Annotated in this window: 15 protein-coding genes; 11 read left to right on the top strand and 4 right to left on the bottom strand. The window is 64.3% G+C overall.

What is annotated here, in order from left to right:
• The first annotated feature begins 738 nt into the window (after nucleotides 1–738).
• The 10 genes from FJY88_06415 to FJY88_06370 all read left to right on the top strand — a co-directional run bounded on the left by FJY88_06415 (nucleotide 739) and on the right by FJY88_06370 (nucleotide 12,699).
• Nucleotides 739–2,781 (top strand): hypothetical protein, encoded by a 2,043-nt coding sequence (locus FJY88_06415; protein MBM3286970.1) that lies wholly within the window; start codon nucleotides 739–741, stop codon nucleotides 2,779–2,781.
• 422 nt (nucleotides 2,782–3,203) lie between these two features.
• Nucleotides 3,204–4,220: a T9SS type A sorting domain-containing protein gene (locus FJY88_06410; GenBank protein MBM3286969.1), complete on the top strand. Its 1,017-nt coding sequence runs from the start codon at nucleotides 3,204–3,206 to the stop codon at nucleotides 4,218–4,220.
• Nucleotides 4,221–4,763: 543 nt separating this feature from the next.
• Nucleotides 4,764–5,917, top strand: a protein-coding gene (locus FJY88_06405) for an IS3 family transposase (GenBank protein MBM3286968.1) whose coding sequence is annotated in 2 segments (ribosomal slippage) — nucleotides 4,764–5,028 and nucleotides 5,028–5,917 — 1,155 coding nt in all. Because the reading frame shifts where the segments join, the coding sequence is not laid out codon by codon here.
• 326 nt (nucleotides 5,918–6,243) lie between these two features.
• A complete protein-coding gene (locus FJY88_06400; protein MBM3286967.1) occupies nucleotides 6,244–6,603 on the top strand; it encodes a DUF2752 domain-containing protein in 360 nt (119 codons plus the stop codon).
• A 2-nt stretch (nucleotides 6,604–6,605) separates the two neighbouring features.
• Nucleotides 6,606–6,959 carry a TM2 domain-containing protein gene (locus FJY88_06395; GenBank protein ID MBM3286966.1) on the top strand — a complete coding sequence of 118 codons (354 nt, stop codon included), beginning with the start codon at nucleotides 6,606–6,608 and terminating at the stop codon, nucleotides 6,957–6,959.
• A gap of 22 nt (nucleotides 6,960–6,981) precedes the next feature.
• Nucleotides 6,982–7,845, top strand: a complete 864-nt coding sequence (locus tag FJY88_06390; GenBank protein ID MBM3286965.1) for a hypothetical protein — start codon at nucleotides 6,982–6,984, stop codon at nucleotides 7,843–7,845.
• Between the two features lie 460 nt (nucleotides 7,846–8,305).
• A complete protein-coding gene (locus FJY88_06385) occupies nucleotides 8,306–9,568 on the top strand; it encodes a DUF2029 domain-containing protein (GenBank protein ID MBM3286964.1) in 1,263 nt (420 codons plus the stop codon).
• Nucleotides 9,565–10,287 carry a class I SAM-dependent methyltransferase gene (locus FJY88_06380; protein MBM3286963.1) on the top strand — a complete coding sequence of 241 codons (723 nt, stop codon included), beginning with the start codon at nucleotides 9,565–9,567 and terminating at the stop codon, nucleotides 10,285–10,287. The genes FJY88_06385 and FJY88_06380 overlap by 4 nt, the downstream gene beginning before the upstream one ends.
• 51 nt (nucleotides 10,288–10,338) lie before the next feature.
• Entirely contained in the window at nucleotides 10,339–11,295 is a 957-nt protein-coding gene (locus FJY88_06375) for a hypothetical protein (protein ID MBM3286962.1), read from the top strand.
• Nucleotides 11,296–11,475: 180 nt separating this feature from the next.
• Nucleotides 11,476–12,699, top strand: a complete 1,224-nt coding sequence (locus FJY88_06370; GenBank protein ID MBM3286961.1) for an aminotransferase class V-fold PLP-dependent enzyme — start codon at nucleotides 11,476–11,478, stop codon at nucleotides 12,697–12,699.
• A gap of 14 nt (nucleotides 12,700–12,713) precedes the next feature.
• On the opposite strand, the gene FJY88_06365 is transcribed toward FJY88_06370, so the two are convergent.
• From FJY88_06365 to FJY88_06350, 4 genes are read right to left on the bottom strand one after another with little or no spacing between them, the layout of a single operon-like run.
• Nucleotides 12,714–14,384 carry a 2,3-bisphosphoglycerate-independent phosphoglycerate mutase gene (locus tag FJY88_06365; protein ID MBM3286960.1) on the bottom strand — a complete coding sequence of 557 codons (1,671 nt, stop codon included), beginning with the start codon at nucleotides 14,382–14,384 and terminating at the stop codon, nucleotides 12,714–12,716.
• Complete coding sequence (locus FJY88_06360) at nucleotides 14,381–15,334, bottom strand: hypothetical protein (GenBank protein ID MBM3286959.1); 954 nt, start codon at nucleotides 15,332–15,334, stop codon at nucleotides 14,381–14,383. Before FJY88_06360 ends, FJY88_06365 begins: the two co-directional genes overlap by 4 nt.
• Before the next feature lie 42 nt (nucleotides 15,335–15,376).
• On the bottom strand, nucleotides 15,377–15,724 hold the full coding sequence (locus FJY88_06355) for a peptide chain release factor-like protein (protein MBM3286958.1): 348 nt from the start codon (nucleotides 15,722–15,724) through the stop codon (nucleotides 15,377–15,379).
• 6 nt (nucleotides 15,725–15,730) lie between these two features.
• On the bottom strand, nucleotides 15,731–16,141 hold the full coding sequence (locus FJY88_06350; GenBank protein MBM3286957.1) for a YjbQ family protein: 411 nt from the start codon (nucleotides 16,139–16,141) through the stop codon (nucleotides 15,731–15,733).
• A gap of 199 nt (nucleotides 16,142–16,340) precedes the next feature.
• Between FJY88_06350 and FJY88_06345 the strand changes: the two genes are divergently transcribed.
• Nucleotides 16,341–16,807: hypothetical protein (locus FJY88_06345; protein ID MBM3286956.1), on the top strand; the 467-nt coding region annotated here is incomplete at its 3' end.

The raw sequence follows: 16,807 nt of genomic DNA, 5'->3' as shown, positions 1-16,807 counted from the left end.
CGCGCCCGCTCGTCCAGATGGGGCCACAGCGCGGCTACCTTCTCCCGCAGGGCGTCCACGTCTCCCATCCCATGACAGTAGTACGGGAACGACGTTTCGTAAACCTAATTTATTGACGCTGCCTTAGACGCCGATCCGGCGATACGGAGAGGGCGGCGGACGTTTGCCGGTGGAGGCGAGAAGGGGAGCGTCCAGCGGAGGGTGAGGGTTCGTAGTTGGTTTGGGGAGGCGGGCGTATACAGCTAGGAACCAAACGTGACGATGTGGTGAACGCACGCTCCGACGGAGCACGCTGCCGATGCACCGCATATCCGCAAGAACGCGAGTGTCTTGCGAGGGTGAATCACGCGGGGAGAGTTCTCTGCTCATTCTCCGTCCCCATGGGTGTCGTCGAGACGCGCCCCAACAGACCCCAAACTCTCTCCTCCTCGATTCTCTCCGCCGAAGTGGTGGACGCTCTAGGTACGACCGGACCCCGCTCTGATCGCAGTACGAACTGCTTGCTCTCGGTGAACGCACCCCCCGGGCCCGGCGTCCCCGATTCTGCTGCTTGTTGCTTTCCTCCAGCTCGTCGGCTAGACTGCAATCCGCCAGAAGGGCTACAGACCTGACGGGACAAGTCAGGCGGGCGGCTCCATCCATTGCTCAAGCTCCAACGTCCGGTGTTATTGACCTCTCCCGGGGGCTGGTGGCGGCTTCTGTTATTGCGATCCACACTAAGACAGAGGAGGAACCTCCATGAAATCGCCGCGACGTAGCGACCTGACGGCACTCCTGGCTGTGGCGTGCTTGCTAGTCCTCACAGTATGTGGGGATGATGACAAGAAGGGCGTCGAACCCGAGGTCCAGGCCGCAGGCAGGTTCCTCGATAGTCCAGTCGAGGGATTGAGCTACGAGAGCGGCTCTTTGAGCGGAGTCACCACGGCCGACGGGGGATTCAAGTACATCGCCGGATCCTCTGCTCGCTTCAGCGTCGGCAGTATCGTTCTTGGTGAGGGGAACGGGAAGTCGGTCATGACACCAGTCGATCTCGTCTCTTGGGCGAGAGACGAAAACAATCAGACGGTCACCAACATCTGTCGCTTCTTGCTGACGCTCGATGATGATGCCGACCCAGATGGTGGAATAACGATTACGAACGACGTCCGAATGGCGGCGTCGGGGAAGTCCGTCAACTTCAACCAGGCCCCGGGAGCTTTCGGATCCGACCCGAATGTTACCACGACGGTAGCAGAGCTTACCGCCCTCACGGCGGCCGGTCAGCGACATCTCGTCGCGGCAAGTGATGCTCAGGCGCATCTTCGGTGGACTTTGCTCGGGATCTTCTCCGGGTCCTATTCCGGCAGGTACGATGGTGGTGATACAGGATCTTGGACGATTACGGTTGACTCAGAGGGAACGCTATCCGGCGTCGTCCACGCAGATGACGGCTATATGTATACAGTGTGGGGCGATGTGCGAAGCAGTGGTGATGCCAACTTCGCAGAGGGTGGGGTCTCGGTGTGCGGAGGGGTGTTCTCCGGGGCCATCACCACAGACGGCTCGATCTCAGGGACTTGGGTTTGTGAAATGGATCCAGACTACTCGGGAACATTCTCCGGCCGCAAGGATGACGATACGACACCTCCGGCTGCCGTCCAGGATCTTCGAGTTGGTGCGGTAACAGCAAGTTCCGTGACCCTCCGCTGGACCTCCCCGGGGGACGATGGGAACGATGGGACGGCTGCGGGATACGATGTGCGATACTCCACAAGCTCAGGGGCGTCGTGGGATGAGATGACACAGGCAACTGGAGAACCGGCCCCGAAGCCTGCAGGAGGATCAGAGACCTTCGCGGTAGCCGGCCTCACGTCAGGGACAACCTACTACTTCCGCCTGAGGACCGCGGATGAGGTCCCTAACTGGTCGGATGCCTCGAACATGCCGAGCGGGACGCCAAGCTTTCCTCTCCCGGATTTCATCCCTCCTGCCGCGGTGACAGACCTAACAGCCAGCTCTCCCACGAGTTCCAGCTTGTTGCTGACATGGACTGCACCTGGAGATGACGGAGATGTGGGGACTGCATCGCAATACGATGTACGATACGCCCCCAGCCCGGTGACCCCATGGGATGACTTGACGCAGGCCGCAGGGGAGCCACCACCGAATGAGGCGGGGCAGCCGGAGAGTTTCAGGGTGACCGGGCTTTCCTCGAACACCACGTATTACTTCCAGCTGAAGGCCGCGGACGAGGTGCCAAATTGGTCGGATGTCTCGAACCAGGCCGGCGGGACCACCGCGGGCGGATCGGGTTCTCCATCGCACCTGTCCTGGGAGCTCACTGATGGTTTCTTTGGTACGATGCTTGCGTCGGGGGACGCTGACTATCCCCCGGAGAGTCTCCACGTCGAGGTCATGGGCGCGTTCTACAGGGTCTGGCTTGGAGTCTGGCAGGAGTTTCGAGTTGGAGCGTCGGTCTTTCCTCAAGACAGTCCGGAGGAATTCGCCGGGTTCGGCATGTGGTTGGAGCGGAGCGGTCATTCGACTTTCAGTTGGGACTGGTTCGTCGTCCAATCTGACTCGATCGCGTCGAAGGCCCAGGGTGGTGGTGAGGTAGTCTTCCATCTCAAGCGCGTTGATTCCAAGTGGCAGCTGAGTTCGATCCGGGTCCTTTCCGATTGTCTCCTTCGCTGTACCGACGAGGAGGACGACTCTACCAACGTCGTCGACCCAGGCTACGGCGTCCCCTACAGGTGGGGTTGCACGCTCTCACCCGGGTCGTATTTGTCATTGGCTGAGTGAGAGAGTGCCGAAGGTCACGGGGGGTGTTGGCCCCGGTGATGAGAGCCATCAGGGCGTCTCGTATCCGCAGAAACGGGCCCGTGTTGCGAGGGTGAACTATCGACGCGAGTTCTCTGTTCATTCTCCATTTCGGGTGGGCGCACCGCGCGCTGCCTCGATGGACCCCAAACTCTCGCTCTCCCCATCCTCTCCGCCGAAGTGGTGGACGCTCTAGGTACGACCGGACCCCAGGCTGCACGGTCTTCGAACTCGCGGGGGCGGTGAACGCTCCCCGGACGACAGGACGCCGGAGAGAGCGCCCTACGAAGTGCCTGCCGAAGTGCTGCCCGCGAAACTGATGGACGACCGGCCAGCATTCGGCTGCACTGAGCCGCGCGAACCAGATACGAGTTCGGGCTTCTGATGAATGTGGGTGATCGTCGATGATGCTGGTGCGGATCCAGATGAAGGTCGCCGAACTGTCAGCAGACTCCAGCAGAACTGATCGGAGTCACACACTGAGTTTTCCGGAGCCCCCGGGGCGGTTCAAGGATCAAGCTGTTACGCAGCATCGGCGAAATCGGGGGACTTCTGCATCCCCCGGGGGCGCGCGCCTACGCCGTTTCCGCATCGCGCTGCCCTCTCGTCTGCGTGCTCCGCACTCCCGAGCCCCCTTACCTTGCTGTCCTTCTCCTCCATCGCAATGCTCCACGTTCATTGTATTCAATGTTCATTCGACACCCGCGCATTACGACCTATGCGCGAGAATGGGAGGTACTATCATGAAGCTCAGATTCGGTGTTCTCGCTCTGCTTACTCTCGTAGCAGTTTCGGGAAGTGCTCTTGCAGATTACCAGATGATCGCGGTTGTCAATGTTGACCGCGTCGGCTACGCGATTCCACCTTCCTGCATTGGAGACCTCGACTGCGACGGACGCATGGAGATTGTAGGCGCACGCTACGGCTATCCGTCGTGCGTTGAGATTTACGAGTTGTCGACGGGCAATCTAGAATTTAGCTACAACATTACACAGGGTGGCGACATGGTCGGGATGTCTGTTCAAGACATTGACGGTGATTCAACTCCAGAGGTGTTGATCCCGCTTGCGTACCAGACCAAGATCCTGGTCATCAAGTTTCTCGGGGCACCAGTCGCCGCACCGAGTTCTGAAGTTACTACATCCGCGATGAGTTTTCCGGCCAGGCCCAATCCTGCCCAAGACTCTGTGAAGGTTGATTTCAGTCTGACGTCTCCCGGCACGATAGAGATGATCATCGTCGACGTAGCGGGACGCGTTGTTAGAACGATTGCGCAGCAGGAGACAACAGCTGGCCGTCATTCGCTTATATGGGACGGCACGGACCGTGAGGGCCGACAGGTAGGGAGCGGAGCTTACTTCTATGAAGCGAAGGTCGACGGCCGGACGATTGCATCTAACAAGATCGTTCTTGCCAGATAGTATCTCCACTTTCTGAGAGAGACGATCCTTCGACGGGGGGGTGGGGAGGCGAAAGGAATTCGTCACTCTCCCGTGTTATGCCAAGACCCAGCGGAAAGCAACCGACGGGCTGTTGTGCGTCGTCAAATGAACTGGGATAAACCGGGCTTAGGGATAAGAGAGACTTCCCGAAGCAACGACCGACGGATCACTCCTCGTACTGTACCAGAACCGCGCCGTGCGCAGGCGTCGACTTCCGGGGGGTGAGGGGGCATGCTTCTGCGAACTCCATCCGCCCGGGCTTGCATGCAATCACCGTGACGCATGGGTGAGGTTGCTGCCCAGGCGACCTTCGGCGGTTTGCGGTTGAGCGGGCGTATGTCCAGGCTTGCTACCTACGCAATCCCGCCCCTCCCGGCCACCGAGATCAGGCGGGCAGGGTCCAGCTCAAGATGACCCGAATCCTGCATCTCAATCGCCCCAGTTCTCCCGGGGGTGACCTGACCCCCTGAAACCGGTCCAGTTGGGATGTTAGGATTCCGGCTGGATTGGAAAGGGGGATCGATGAAGAAGAAGCGCCATTCCACTGAGCAGATCATGGGGAAGCTGAGGGAGGCCGAGGTCGCCCTCGCCAAGGGCGAAGCCGTTGGCCTGGTCTGCCGCAGGCTCGAGATCACCGAGCAGACGTACTACCGGTGGCGGAAAGAATACGGGGGTCTGAAGATCGAACAGGCGAAGCGGTTGCGGGAGTTGGAGAAGGAGAACACCCGGCTTCGTCGGCTCGTGGCAGAGCAGGCCCTGGACATGTCGATTCTCCGGGAGGCCGCCCGGGGAAACTCTTGAGCCCGGCGCGTCGGCGAGAAGTAGTCGAACGCGTTTGCCGCACATTGGAGGTGTCGGGGCGTCGGGCCTGTCGGGTGTTGATGCAGCATCGTTCCACGCAGAGAGAGCCAAGGCGGCCGTCGCCGGCCGAGGGGATCCTGGTCCAGAGGATCATCGAGCTTGCGGGAGAGTTTGGGCGGTACGGGTATCGGAGGATCACGGGGTTGCTGCGGGAAGAGGGGAGGAAGGTCAATGCCAAGCGGGTGCAGAGGATCTGGAGGCAGGAAGGTCTGAAAGTCCCGCAGAAGCAGCCGAAGCGGGGGCGGCTGTGGCTTGCCGATGGGTCCTGCGTGCGCAAGAGGCCGGAGTACCGAGATCACGTCTGGAGCTATGACTTCGTCTGGGACCAGACGCACGATGGACGACGGATTCGGCTGCTGACGGTGATCGACGAGTTCACGAGGGAGTGTTTAGCGATCGAGGTGCAGCGACGGCTGAGCTCCCCAGATGTTCTTGATGTACTGGCCGAGCTCTTCGTACTGAGAGGAGTGCCGGCCTACATTCGCAGCGACAACGGCCCAGAATTCACGGCGATTGCCGTCCGGGACTGGTTGGAGAAGGTCGGGGTGCAGACGTTGTTCATCGAGCCGGGGAGTCCATGGGAGAACGGCTACAACGAGAGTTTCAACGGGAAGCTTCGGGACGAGTTGTTGAATCGGGAGCTCTTCTACACGTTGAAGGAAGCGCAAGTCCTGGTGGAGCGTTGGCGGCAGGAGTACAATCGGATCCGGCCGCATAGCTCCTTGGGGTACCGTCCACCGGCTCCGGAGGCGACTGAACCGAGGCCCATCAGGAGCTTGCTGTCAGGTGTGGAACCGAGCTTGGGACTAACATAGGAAGTGGACCGATGATCGGGGGCAGGTCAGAGATTGGCTCAGGCTGATCGCGGCGGCCGGGTTCGAGGCGCGATCCCTTCTGTTCGAGCACAGCGAGATGGAGTCCGGGTTCGCTCATGTCTTCCTGGGTGTCAAACGAGGCTGAAGCGGAGACCCAGGCCGCTCCATGCGGCCGGGGGACGGGTGGATCCTGAGACTGGGGCGGAAGATCGCCCGTCCCATTGAGGCTTTCCGGCTTGGGCTCTCTTCTCTATCCTCATCCAGGTTGGCGCCACCCCCGGACTGGCCGCCGGGGGACGAGGCCCTCGAGAGGAGAGCGCCTGGCCTTGACGACTGAAGAGTGCCCGCCCCAGGCCATGGCCGCAAGGGGAGCCCGGCTCCTCGCCGGCCTTCCACCGCTCGAGGCGATCCTCTGGCTCGCGGGATTCATCGTCCTGTACTTCGTCGGCCCGGAGTCCCCCCGCGGGGCCGACCTCTGTCTCTTCCGTCGCCTGGGCCTGGGGGCATGCCCGGGGTGCGGGCTCGGGGCAGCGATCCACCACATCCTGCATGGGAATCTCGGGGCGGCATGGTCCAGCAACCCGCTCGGCTTCCCGGCCGTACTTATCCTCGGATGGCGCATCGCAAGCCTGTCGGCGGCGCCGCTGTCGGGACGGTTCAGCAGTCTTCGATCCAAAGGAGCATGAAGATGGCGAATGTCATGCAGTATCTGCCGGAACTGGAAGGCGACGAGATGGTCTTCGTCGCCGGGGTGATCAAGAACATGACCGAGGACCAGGCGGCCCAGTTCTCCAACGCCTACCGGAGTCGCCGGAAGGACCCGCAGACGATCCTCCTGGTCACGCTGCTGGGCTTCATCGGTCTGGCCGGCATCCAGCGGTTCGTGCTGAACCAGGTCGGGATGGGGCTTCTCTATCTCTTCACCTGGGGCATCTGCTGGATCGGGACGATCATCGATCTCGTGAACTACAGGCGGCTCGCCTTCGAGTACAACCAGAAGCAGTCGCAGCAGCTCGCCGTCATGCTTCGCGGGACGATGTAGGCCGAGGCTCGGGATCCAGCGCTTGTCTCTTTGCTACTTCTGCTCGGATCTGCACGGCCGCGAGGACCGCTATGAGAAGCTCCTCGCGGCCATCCGGCGAGAGCATCCCGCGGCCGTCTTCCTCGGAGGAGATCTCTTCTCGGCGGGGCTGATGAAGGCCCTGCGCGCCGGCGCCGCTCACCAGGACTTCACGGCGGACTTCCTCGTGCCCAAGTTCGGCGCCCTTCGAGATGAGCTGGGCGGGGTGTTTCCGCAGATCTTCGTGATCCTCGGCAACGACGATCCGCGATCGGAGGAGGCCGAGATCCTGGAGGCGGCCACAGCCGGCCTCTGGGTCTACGCGCACTTCAAGCGGGTTCCTTTCGGCGACTACGCGGTCTACGGGTACTCCTACGTCCCTCCGACCCCCTTCACATTGAAGGACTGGGAGCGGTACGACGTGAGCCGCTATGTCGGCCCCGGGGGCGTGTCGCCGGAGGAGGGATGGAGGAGCGTGGCGGAGGAGCCCGAAACTACCCGCTACTCGACGATCCAGAAGGACCTCGATGCGCTCGCGGGCGACGACGATCTGTCGAAGGCGATCTTCCTCTTCCACACGCCGCCCTACAAGACGCGGCTAGACCGGGCCGCCCTCGACGGCATGAAGTTCGATGAGGTCCCTCTCGACGTGCACGTGGGGAGCATCGCCGTCGGCCGATTCATCGAGGGCCGCCAGCCGCTGATCACCCTTCACGGGCATGTTCACGAATCGGCCCGTCTGACGGGGGCGTGGCGGGACCGCCTGGGCCGCACTTCCCTCTACTCGGCGGCCCACGATGGGCCCGAACTGGCGCTGGTCCGCTTCCACCCGGAGAAACCGGAGAGGGCGACGCGGATTCTGCTGTAAGGAGTCCCGCGAAGTCGGACCCGCGCCCGGATCCGGACGCCTAACGATTCTCTTCCGTCGAGGGATGCTTCATCGCGAGCGGTCTCGCCGCGTCGGTCGCGGCGTCGATCTTCACGGCGAAGCTCGTACGACAGGCGATGTCCTCGTCCGTCAGCATATGGACATCCAGCAGCCCGTCGGTTCGATACCCGGTTCGCAGGAAGTTGATCTCGCTGAGGCACCGGCTCCAGCCCTTCAGCCAGTGATCGAGTTGATCCTCGCCAGGCCCGAGTCTATACTTCCGCAGGCTGGCGAACCACCCCCGGAAGCGCGCGGGGATCGGCTGCGCCGGCCCATCTGCGGCAGGTGATGGGGTCGCTCAACTCATGCGCAGTCAATGCGTTACGAAATCCCGACGGCGATGGTGGTCACGCAAGCGCCTTCCGGCGCCGGCGCCGGCGATCTCCGGTGACATGGACAGATGCCGGGTCCGCTAGTAGAGTCCCCCGACGTGAGGGACCAGGCTTCAAGAGAGCCGAGCGAGCGGGCCGTCTTCGCGGGGCTCCTCGTCCTCTCGATCCTCGTCGTCGCGGCCTACTATCTCGCCTCGTGGCGAAGCGTCCGCGCCTTCGTCCTCGATATCGACCACTGCGACCTGCTCTTCTGCGACTTCCATCGGGTCTTCTACTCCATGGGCAAGAAGATCCTCTCTCTCAAGAAGCCGTTAGGCGGGTACTACTACTCGGCCTTCGCGGCCCTCCTGCTGATCCCGTTCGGAGCGCTTTCTCGCAATGCGGGGAGCTTGGCCTGGGGAATCGCGCAGGTCGTCACGACCGCGGCGTTCTTCATGCTCCCGCTCCGCCGACTGCTGCGCTTGAGGCCGGGGGCGGCGATTGGATGGACCCTCCTCTTCCTGACCTCCTTCCCTCTCCTGCACAACTTCAAGTGGGGGCAGTTCGGCGTCATCCTGATGCTCTGCGCCCTGGCCGCCTATCATCTGCACGAGGAAGGGCACCCGATATGGGCCGGCATTCTCCTTGGGTTCGCGGCCGCCATCAAGTACTACGCCGCGCTCCTGCTCCTCCCCTTCCTTCTGCGAGGGAAGTGGCGCGTCGCGATCGCCTTCGCCGCCGCCGTCACGATGTTCTTGGTCGTCATACCGTGGGCGGCGATCGGCCCGGCGGGATGGCTGGACTTCCAGCGCCGGTCGCTCGACTCGGTGGAGCACGCCCGAGGGTGGATCATGTCGGATCCGAACTCCCACTACTTCGCGCACGTGGCGGAGCGATTCCTGGGGGTGGCGAAGTCCTCCGCGTGGCGTCATGTCCTGGAAGGGATCGGGCTCGCGATCGCCGGCGGGAACGCCTTCCTCATCTGGACCATGAGGCGGAGTTCCTCGGGGCGTGATGTCGCCCTGTCGATCGCGGGCGGATTCCTGATGCTGCCGTTCGTCGTCGGGACATCCTGGCCGCACTACTTCGCCTTCCTGCCGTTCTGCCAAATGGCGATCGCGCGGGAGGTCGGAGCGATCGAAGGACGGCGGGTCCGGGCCGTCGCGGCCGCCTCCATCGGAGCCTCGATCGCGCTCTCGAGCGTCTTCGCCTTCAGGGCCATGGGCGGGAGCGTGGGCTACGGCAAGGCCGGAGCGCTCTTGATTTCGGCCTGTCTCGCCGTCGCGGCCCTTCACATCGTAGTCCGCGCGGCCAGGGGCGCGATCGACTCCGCAAGGACAGGATCGACATGAGCGACCAACCGTTCGACTATGCCGGCGCGACGCATCGCCATCGAAGGCGGCTGTTCAGGTTCTCCCACGGCCGGCGGTTCGAGATCGCCCGGGAACTCCTCTCCATCGAGGAGGGCTCCCGCTTCCTGGACTATGGCGCCGGCGACGGGCACTTGATCCGGATCCTCGCGCCCTTCCCCAGGGATGCCGCCTTGACCGCGTTCGAGCCGCTCGACTTCCTTCGCCAGCAGCTTCAGCGCGATCTCGCGGATCTCTCCTTCAACCTCGTCTCATCGACTTCCGATCTGCCGCCCGCGCATTTCGACCGGATCGCTTGCCTCGAAGTTCTGGAGCACCTTCAACCGGAAGTCCTCGAATCGGCGCTCCGTGACCTCCAAAGGCTCCTCGCCCCCGACGGGATTCTCGTCGTGAGCGTGCCGCTCGAGGTCGGGTTCTCGGCATTGTGCAAGTACGCCGCGGCGATGATCCTGACGGGAAAGGATAGGAGTTGTACATTGGGAGAAGTGCTGCGGACGACCCTTGGACTCCCCGTTGCCCGCGATCCGACTCTGGCTCTCCTGCCCCACAAGGGATTCGACCACCGGAGGCTGCGCAGGGCGATCGCGGGGTCCTTCCGAATCGAGCGGCAGATCCACAGCCCGTTGCCCTGGCTTGGGAGCGTGCTGAACGGGCAGGTTCTGTGGCGGGCGAGGAAGATCGGATCTGCTATAGTCGCTTGATGGGGCGGGCCCGCGCGGAGATGGGATCCCGTGGGCGCTGGAGGGGATGCAATGGGCTGGGACTACAGCGAGAAGACTAAGCAGATCTTCCTGGCGGCCGTTCACGGGGCGCCGGGGACGCATATGGGGGAGATCGAGGATCCGGACGGTTTCGGGGAACACGGATCGATCGCCTGCGGGGACGCGCTACGATTCACTTTCCGGGTCGAGAAGCACGCGAGCGATCCGTTGCGGGACATCATCGTCGAGGCGCGCTACCTGACATTCGGATGCACCTCGGCGATCGCAAGCTCGGAGGCGCTCTGCAGCCTGATCGAGCAGGGACGCTACACGCCCATCCAGGCGCTCGGCATCAGAAACCAGGACATCGTGGACTTCCTGGAAGGGCTGCCCGAACAGAAGATCCACTGCTCCGTGATGGGAGCGGAAGCGCTCGAAGCGGCCGTGTTCAACTGGGCGCAGAAGAGAGGGGTCGATCTCGAGAAGCTCGGCATCGATCTTCACAAGGGAGAGGACAACGAAGGCCGCATTGTCTGCAAGTGCTTCAACCTGACCGAGCCCTACATCAGGCGCAAGATCAAGGAGCTGAACCTCCACACGATCGCGGAGATCACCGGCGCGATCAAGGCTGGCGGCGCCTGCATGTCCTGCCACCACATCCCCGGGGGTCTGCAGGATCTGCTGGACGAGACATGGGGCCGCAAGCCCTCGACCTACAAGCCGGCCTCTGAGACGCCTCCGTCGCGTGGCGAAGCCGTTCCCGTCGGGGACCTCTCCCCGTTTCAGTTCTCGAAGAAGGTGGAGAAAGCGCTCGACGAGTATGTCCGTCCCCTCCTGCGGCACGACGGGGGGGACATCGAGCTGCTCGACATCAAGGAGAGGCTGGTCTACGTGAGGCTGGCGGGCGCCTGCGCCGGCTGCCCGGGCGCGGGCCAGACGATGAAGCTCATGGTCGAGAAGACCTTGAAGGAGATGGTCGACGAGCGGATCCGCGTGATCACGGCGTAGACCATCGGGGCTCGAGTGACGGACTCCTCGGGCCGGGACGTTCCGGGGCCCCGACGGTTCCCTTCGCCCCGCTATGTTCGCGTTCGCGGCGCGGGGCTTCGGGAATCCGCCGGGGCCGATCGGGCCTCACGGCGCGGGGGCTCGCCCTTTCTGACATGACCCGAGGCGCGAGGGTTCTTCATGAAAGAAACAGTCTACCTCGATAACAACGCGACGACCGCCATCGCCCCGGAGGTCTTCGAGGCGATGAGGCCGTTCCTCACCTCGGAGTACTTCAATCCCAGCTCGGTCTACGAGAGGGCGCGGCCGGCGGCGGAGGCCGTCGCCGGAGCGCGCAAGGTCATCGCCGGCTCTCTCGGAGGCGTGCCGGTCGATGAAATCGTCTTCACGTCCTGCGCGACGGAGAGCGCCAACGCGGCGATCGCGGGGGCGGCGCGAGCGAATCCCGAGAGGCGCCACATCATAACGACCGCGGTGGAGCATCCCGCCGTGCTCGAGGTCTGCAAGGACATGGCCCGGCACGGATACGAGGTGACCTTCCTGGACGTCGATCGCTCCGGAAGTCTCGATGTGGCGCAGTTCGTTCGAGCGCTCAGCGTCGGCACGCTCCTGGTCGCGGTCATGCACGCCAACAACGAGACGGGCGTCCTCTTTCCGATCGACGAGCTGTCGCGCGTGACGAAGGAGACCGATCCCTCCATCCTCTTCTTCACCGACGCCACGCAGACGGCGGGCAAGATCCCGCTCGATCTGGCCGTCGGCCTGCCGCATGTGGACATGCTGGCCTTCTCGGGGCACAAGCTCCATGCGCCGAAGGGGGTCGGCGTCCTCTACCTTCGCCGCGGGACGCCCTGCAGGCCCTTCCTCCTGGGAGGGCATCAGGAGTCGGGCCGCCGCGGAGGAACGGAGAACGTCCCCTACATCGTCGGCATGGCGAGGGCTCTGGAGCTTGCGCGGGAGGACCATGACGCCGCGGAGCGAAGGATCCAGAGGCTTCGGGACAAGCTCGAGGCGGAGCTACTCCAGAGAATCCCCTGCGTCGAGGTCAACGGCGCCGGCGCCGCCAGGCTGCCCAACACCCTGAACCTCTCGGTCCACTTCATCGAAGGGGAGGGGATGCTCTATCAGCTGAACGACCACGGCATCTGCGCGTCGTCCGGATCGGCCTGCACCTCGGGCTCGCTCGAACCGTCCCACGTCCTGCGCGCGATGCGCGTCCCCTTCACGGCCGTGCATGGATCGATCCGCTTCAGTCTGAGCCGATACACAAGCGAGAGCGACATCGACCATGTCGTCGGGGTCTTCCCCGGGATCGTCGCGAGCCTCCGCCGCCTGTCCCCCTACTGGGATACGAAGACGAACCGCCCGCGCCCCGAGGCGGAAGGGATGATGCGGGGGGAGTAGGGGGGCGATCGGCCTCAGGCCAGCAGCCCCAGCTCGTACCCCTCCGGAGCCTCATAGCCGAGGATCTGCAGGGCCGTCGCCGCGATGTTCGCGAGCCCGGCCTCGGGCAGGTCGTCTCGAAGGCGCCATCGCTCCGGTCCGGTCGGATCGAAGAGGTGGAACGGGACAGGGTTCAAGCTGTGGCTGGTTCGCGGCTTCGGGTTCCCCGTGTCACGGTCGATGACGAAGCCCCCCTTCTCGTCGATCTCGTACATCTGGTCCGCGTTCCCGTGGTCGGCGGTGACGATGGCGACGCCGCGCATCGAGGCGACCGCCTCGAGCAGCCTTCCCAGGCATCGATCGACGATTTCCACGGCGAGGATCGTCGCCTCGAGGACGCCGGAATGGCCCACCATGTCCCCGTTGGCGTAGTTGACCCTTGCGAAGCGATGGCGGCCGGTCCGCAGCTCGGCGATCACGGCATTCGTGATCTCCTCCGCCTTCATCTCCGGCCGCTGCTCGAAGGGGATCCTGTCCGACTCGATCTCGATGTAGGTTTCGGTCGATTCGTCGAATTTCCCCCCTCGGTTACCGTTCCAGAAGTAGGTCACGTGCCCGTACTTCTGCGTCTCGCTGCAAGCGAGCTGCGTGACCGCGTTCCGCGCCATGTACTCGCCCAGGGTCCGGTCGATCTTCGGGGGCGCGACCAGGAAGCTCTTGGGGATCAGGTAGTCGCCGTCGTACTGCATCATCCCGGCGTAGTCGACCTTGGGGGGCGCGCCTCGGTCGAAGTGGGGAAACGCCTCGTCCTCGAAGGCCCGACTGATCTCGATCGCGCGATCTCCCCGGAAGTTGAAGAAGACGACTCCCGCTCCGTCCCGGATCGGCGCGACCGGGGCTCCCCTCTCGTCCGCGATCACGAAGGGGGGGATGAACTGGTCGATCAGCCCCGGGGTCTCGTCGCGGTAGGTCTCGATCGCTTCGCGGGCGGAGCGGAAGGACCGCGCCCGGCCGTGGACGTGGGCATTCCATCCGCGCTCGACGATGCTCCAGTCGGCCTCGTAGCGGTCCATCGTGGTGACCATCCGTCCGCCCCCGGAGGCGATCCTGAAGCGCCGGCCCTCCACGCCGTCGAACTCGGCCAGCAGCGATTCGAGGGGGTCGACATAGAGGAGGGCCGTTCGCCCGCCGACGTCGCGGCCATCGAGGAGCGGGTGGACGTAGACCTCGCGGATCCCCGCGCGGGCCGCCTCGCGGATCATCGAGAAGAGGTGGCTGATGTGAGAATGGACGTTGCCGTCCGAGAGGAGCCCGATCAGGTGGAGCGGCGCGCACCGCGAGAGACATCCGCGCGAGATCCGCAGCCAGGTCTCGCCCCCGAAGAAGGAGCCGGTCTCGAGGGCGATGTTGACGAGCTTCGCCCCCTGATCGACGATCCGCCCCGCGCCGATCGCGTTGTGACCCACCTCCGAGTTTCCCATGTTCGTGTCGTCCGGAAGGCCGACGGCGACGCCGTGCGCTCGCAGGGTCCGGTAGGGGAAGCGGGAGCGAAGGCCATCGAGGATCGGGGTCCTGGCGCGAGCGACGGCGTCTCCCTCATCCCCGCGCCCCACGCCGATCCCGTCCAGGATGACCACAACGAGCGGACCTTCCGGGGGAGCTGCGTTCGAGTTCTTCTTGAGGCTCCAGTCCAATCTTCCTCTCAAACAGGAGTATAGATCGTCCCGCGCTTCTGTCCCTGCTTGCGGAGGATGCCCTCCTGGACCAGGCGGGCGAGGTTGTCCTTCACCGTGTTCCGATTCGCGGAGGTCGCGCGGATGATCTCTCCGGCCGAGACGCGTCCATGCTGCAGGGCAAGGGTGAGAATCGCTTCCTGAAGTCCCGATCGAGGGGCAAGGGACTGCGCGCGGGACCAGGCCTCTTCGGCCTCTTTTCCCACCGAGAGAAGAAGAGAAGCCAGATCGTCCAGCCAGATCCCGAGCAGCGCCTCCGTTCCTTCCGGCGAAGCCGCCGGCGGGCTCGCCTTGGTCCGGAGGGCCAGCTCCCGCGCTCGCCCCAGCCAGGGTGGCTCGATGGGGGAGACCAGGATCTGTTGATATCCTCTCTGGAGGAGCAGGGTGCGCAAACCGAGGAGATATAGTTGTGTTTGCGTGCCTTCGAGGCTATCTGTCCGATCACCGACACCTAAATATGCCGACAGATCAAGGATTGGGATCCCCCCCAGGCCCCGGGTTCTCTCCATCGCCTCGACATGGACGGCAAGGAAGGATGCGACGAGAGCGGAGGCGATCGCCTCTCTCGGGTCGGTCAAGAGGCGCAGGAGCTGGTCGGCTCCGACGGCGTTCCATGCGAATCGCTGGTGCCATCCGTCGACGAACTGGACCGCGCGGCAATATCTCCAGGCCTTGACGTAAGCGGGGTTCTTCCCCTCGGGCGGAGTCGGCCCCAGAACTCGATCCTTCGCCTTCGAGTCGGGCGCCTTGCCCGGGAAGAAGAGAGACCATCCCGCCTGAAAAGTCGCCTCGCGGCGCATCGGCTCGACGCGCGTGGCGAGAGCCGAGAGCCGCGCTTCCCAAGCACCGCGCTGTCTCTCGATGGTCGAGAGATCTTCCCAGCGATCGAGGTTTAGGTAGAAGTCGGTGGATCCGCGACGCATGCAGGACTCATAGCGCGGGTTTGGGTGCCGCGCAAGAGGGGATCAATCGTCGGCGATCTGCCTGCGGAGGGCCTTGGTGCGCCCCCTCACGCGCTTGCCCTCGAGCCGTTCCTCATGGGACGCGGCGCTCGGTTTCGTGGGCTTGCGGGGCTTCGGCTTGCGCGCCCGCCGGGCAAGCTCCTCCTGGATCCGCGCAATCGCGCGGAGCCTGTTGGCCGACTGGCTGCGGCTCTCCGTGGCGATCCTCACGATGCCGGTTGGGATGTGTCTCACGCGAACCGAGGACTCGGTCTTGTTCTTCTTCTGCCCGCCCGGCCCCGAGGAGCGATAGGGAGTCACCTCGCACTCCTCGAGGAGGCGGATCAGCTCGCGGGTCCAGCGCAGGGACACGGCGGTTCAGTCCCCGACGATCGTGATCGCGATCTGCCTCGAGGGCCGCGGGCCATCGAACTCGCAGAGGAAGATGTTCTGCCAGCGCCCGAGGAGGAGGTCCCCATCGCGGACCGGGACGATCTCTCCGGGGCCAACAACGGCCGACTTGATGTGGGCGGCGCCGTTGTCGTCGATCCGATCATGGCGCCAGCGCCCCTCGGGGACGAGCCGGTCCATGCAGTCGATGAAGTCGTCGAGAAGCTGGGGATCGTCGTTCTCGTTGATCAGGATCGCGGCCGTCGAGCCGGTCACGAAGACGTGGCACCAGCCGGTTCGGATGCCGCTCTTGCGGACGATCGCGCGGACTTGCTCGGTCATGTCGAGCAGCTCCCGCCGGCGCGCGCTCCTCACGGACAGGGTCTCTTGAAAGGTCATCGTCCCTTCCTTGCGGCCTCCCGGGCAGCAGCATAGCATAGCGGGACCGGCATTCCGGGACTGGCGGCGCGCCTGGGGGCGCGCCTGAAGGCGCCGGCGGGCAGATGAGAGCCGGCCGCCGCGAGCTGGGCGTCCATCGGGACGAGTGGATGGCGGTCGCGAGCTTCTTGGGCGCGTCGAACCCGGTCGGGAGGGTTGGATGATCCGCGTGCGCGGCGATGGCGAGGAGAGGCAGCTCTCCTACTCCGAGTTCATCCGTGAGATCCAGGAGGGGCGCATCGGGGCCGACACTCCGGTCCTGAGCGACGTGCTGACCTCGGGGGTCTGGAAGCCGGCGGGGGAGCTGCAGTTCTTCCGCTCCTGGTCGCCGACAGGGACCCCGCAGCCCTTGGCCTCGCCCGGGACTCCGCAACCATCGACTCCGCCGGGGACCAAGGAACCCTGGGTCCCGTATGGGCACCGGCCCGGACAGAGCGGGACAGAGCAGGACGCTGGGCAGACCAGCCGGCCGCCGGTTCTCGACTCCTATCCCGACGCGGGCGGCGGCCAGGGCTGGGAATGGAGAACGCGGGCGCCGGAGTCGGCTCCGCTTCCCTGGGAAGAGATGGACCGTCTCGGCTTCCTCGGGGGACTGACCCGTACGATCAGCCTCGCCCTTCGCGACTC

The sequence above is a fragment of the Candidatus Eisenbacteria bacterium genome, assembly GCA_016867495.1.
Lineage (GTDB): Bacteria > Eisenbacteria > RBG-16-71-46 > CAIMUX01 > VGJL01 > VGJL01.
The sequence above is the reverse complement of the archived record's forward strand: the minus strand, read 5'-3'. Positions and strand labels throughout refer to the sequence as shown.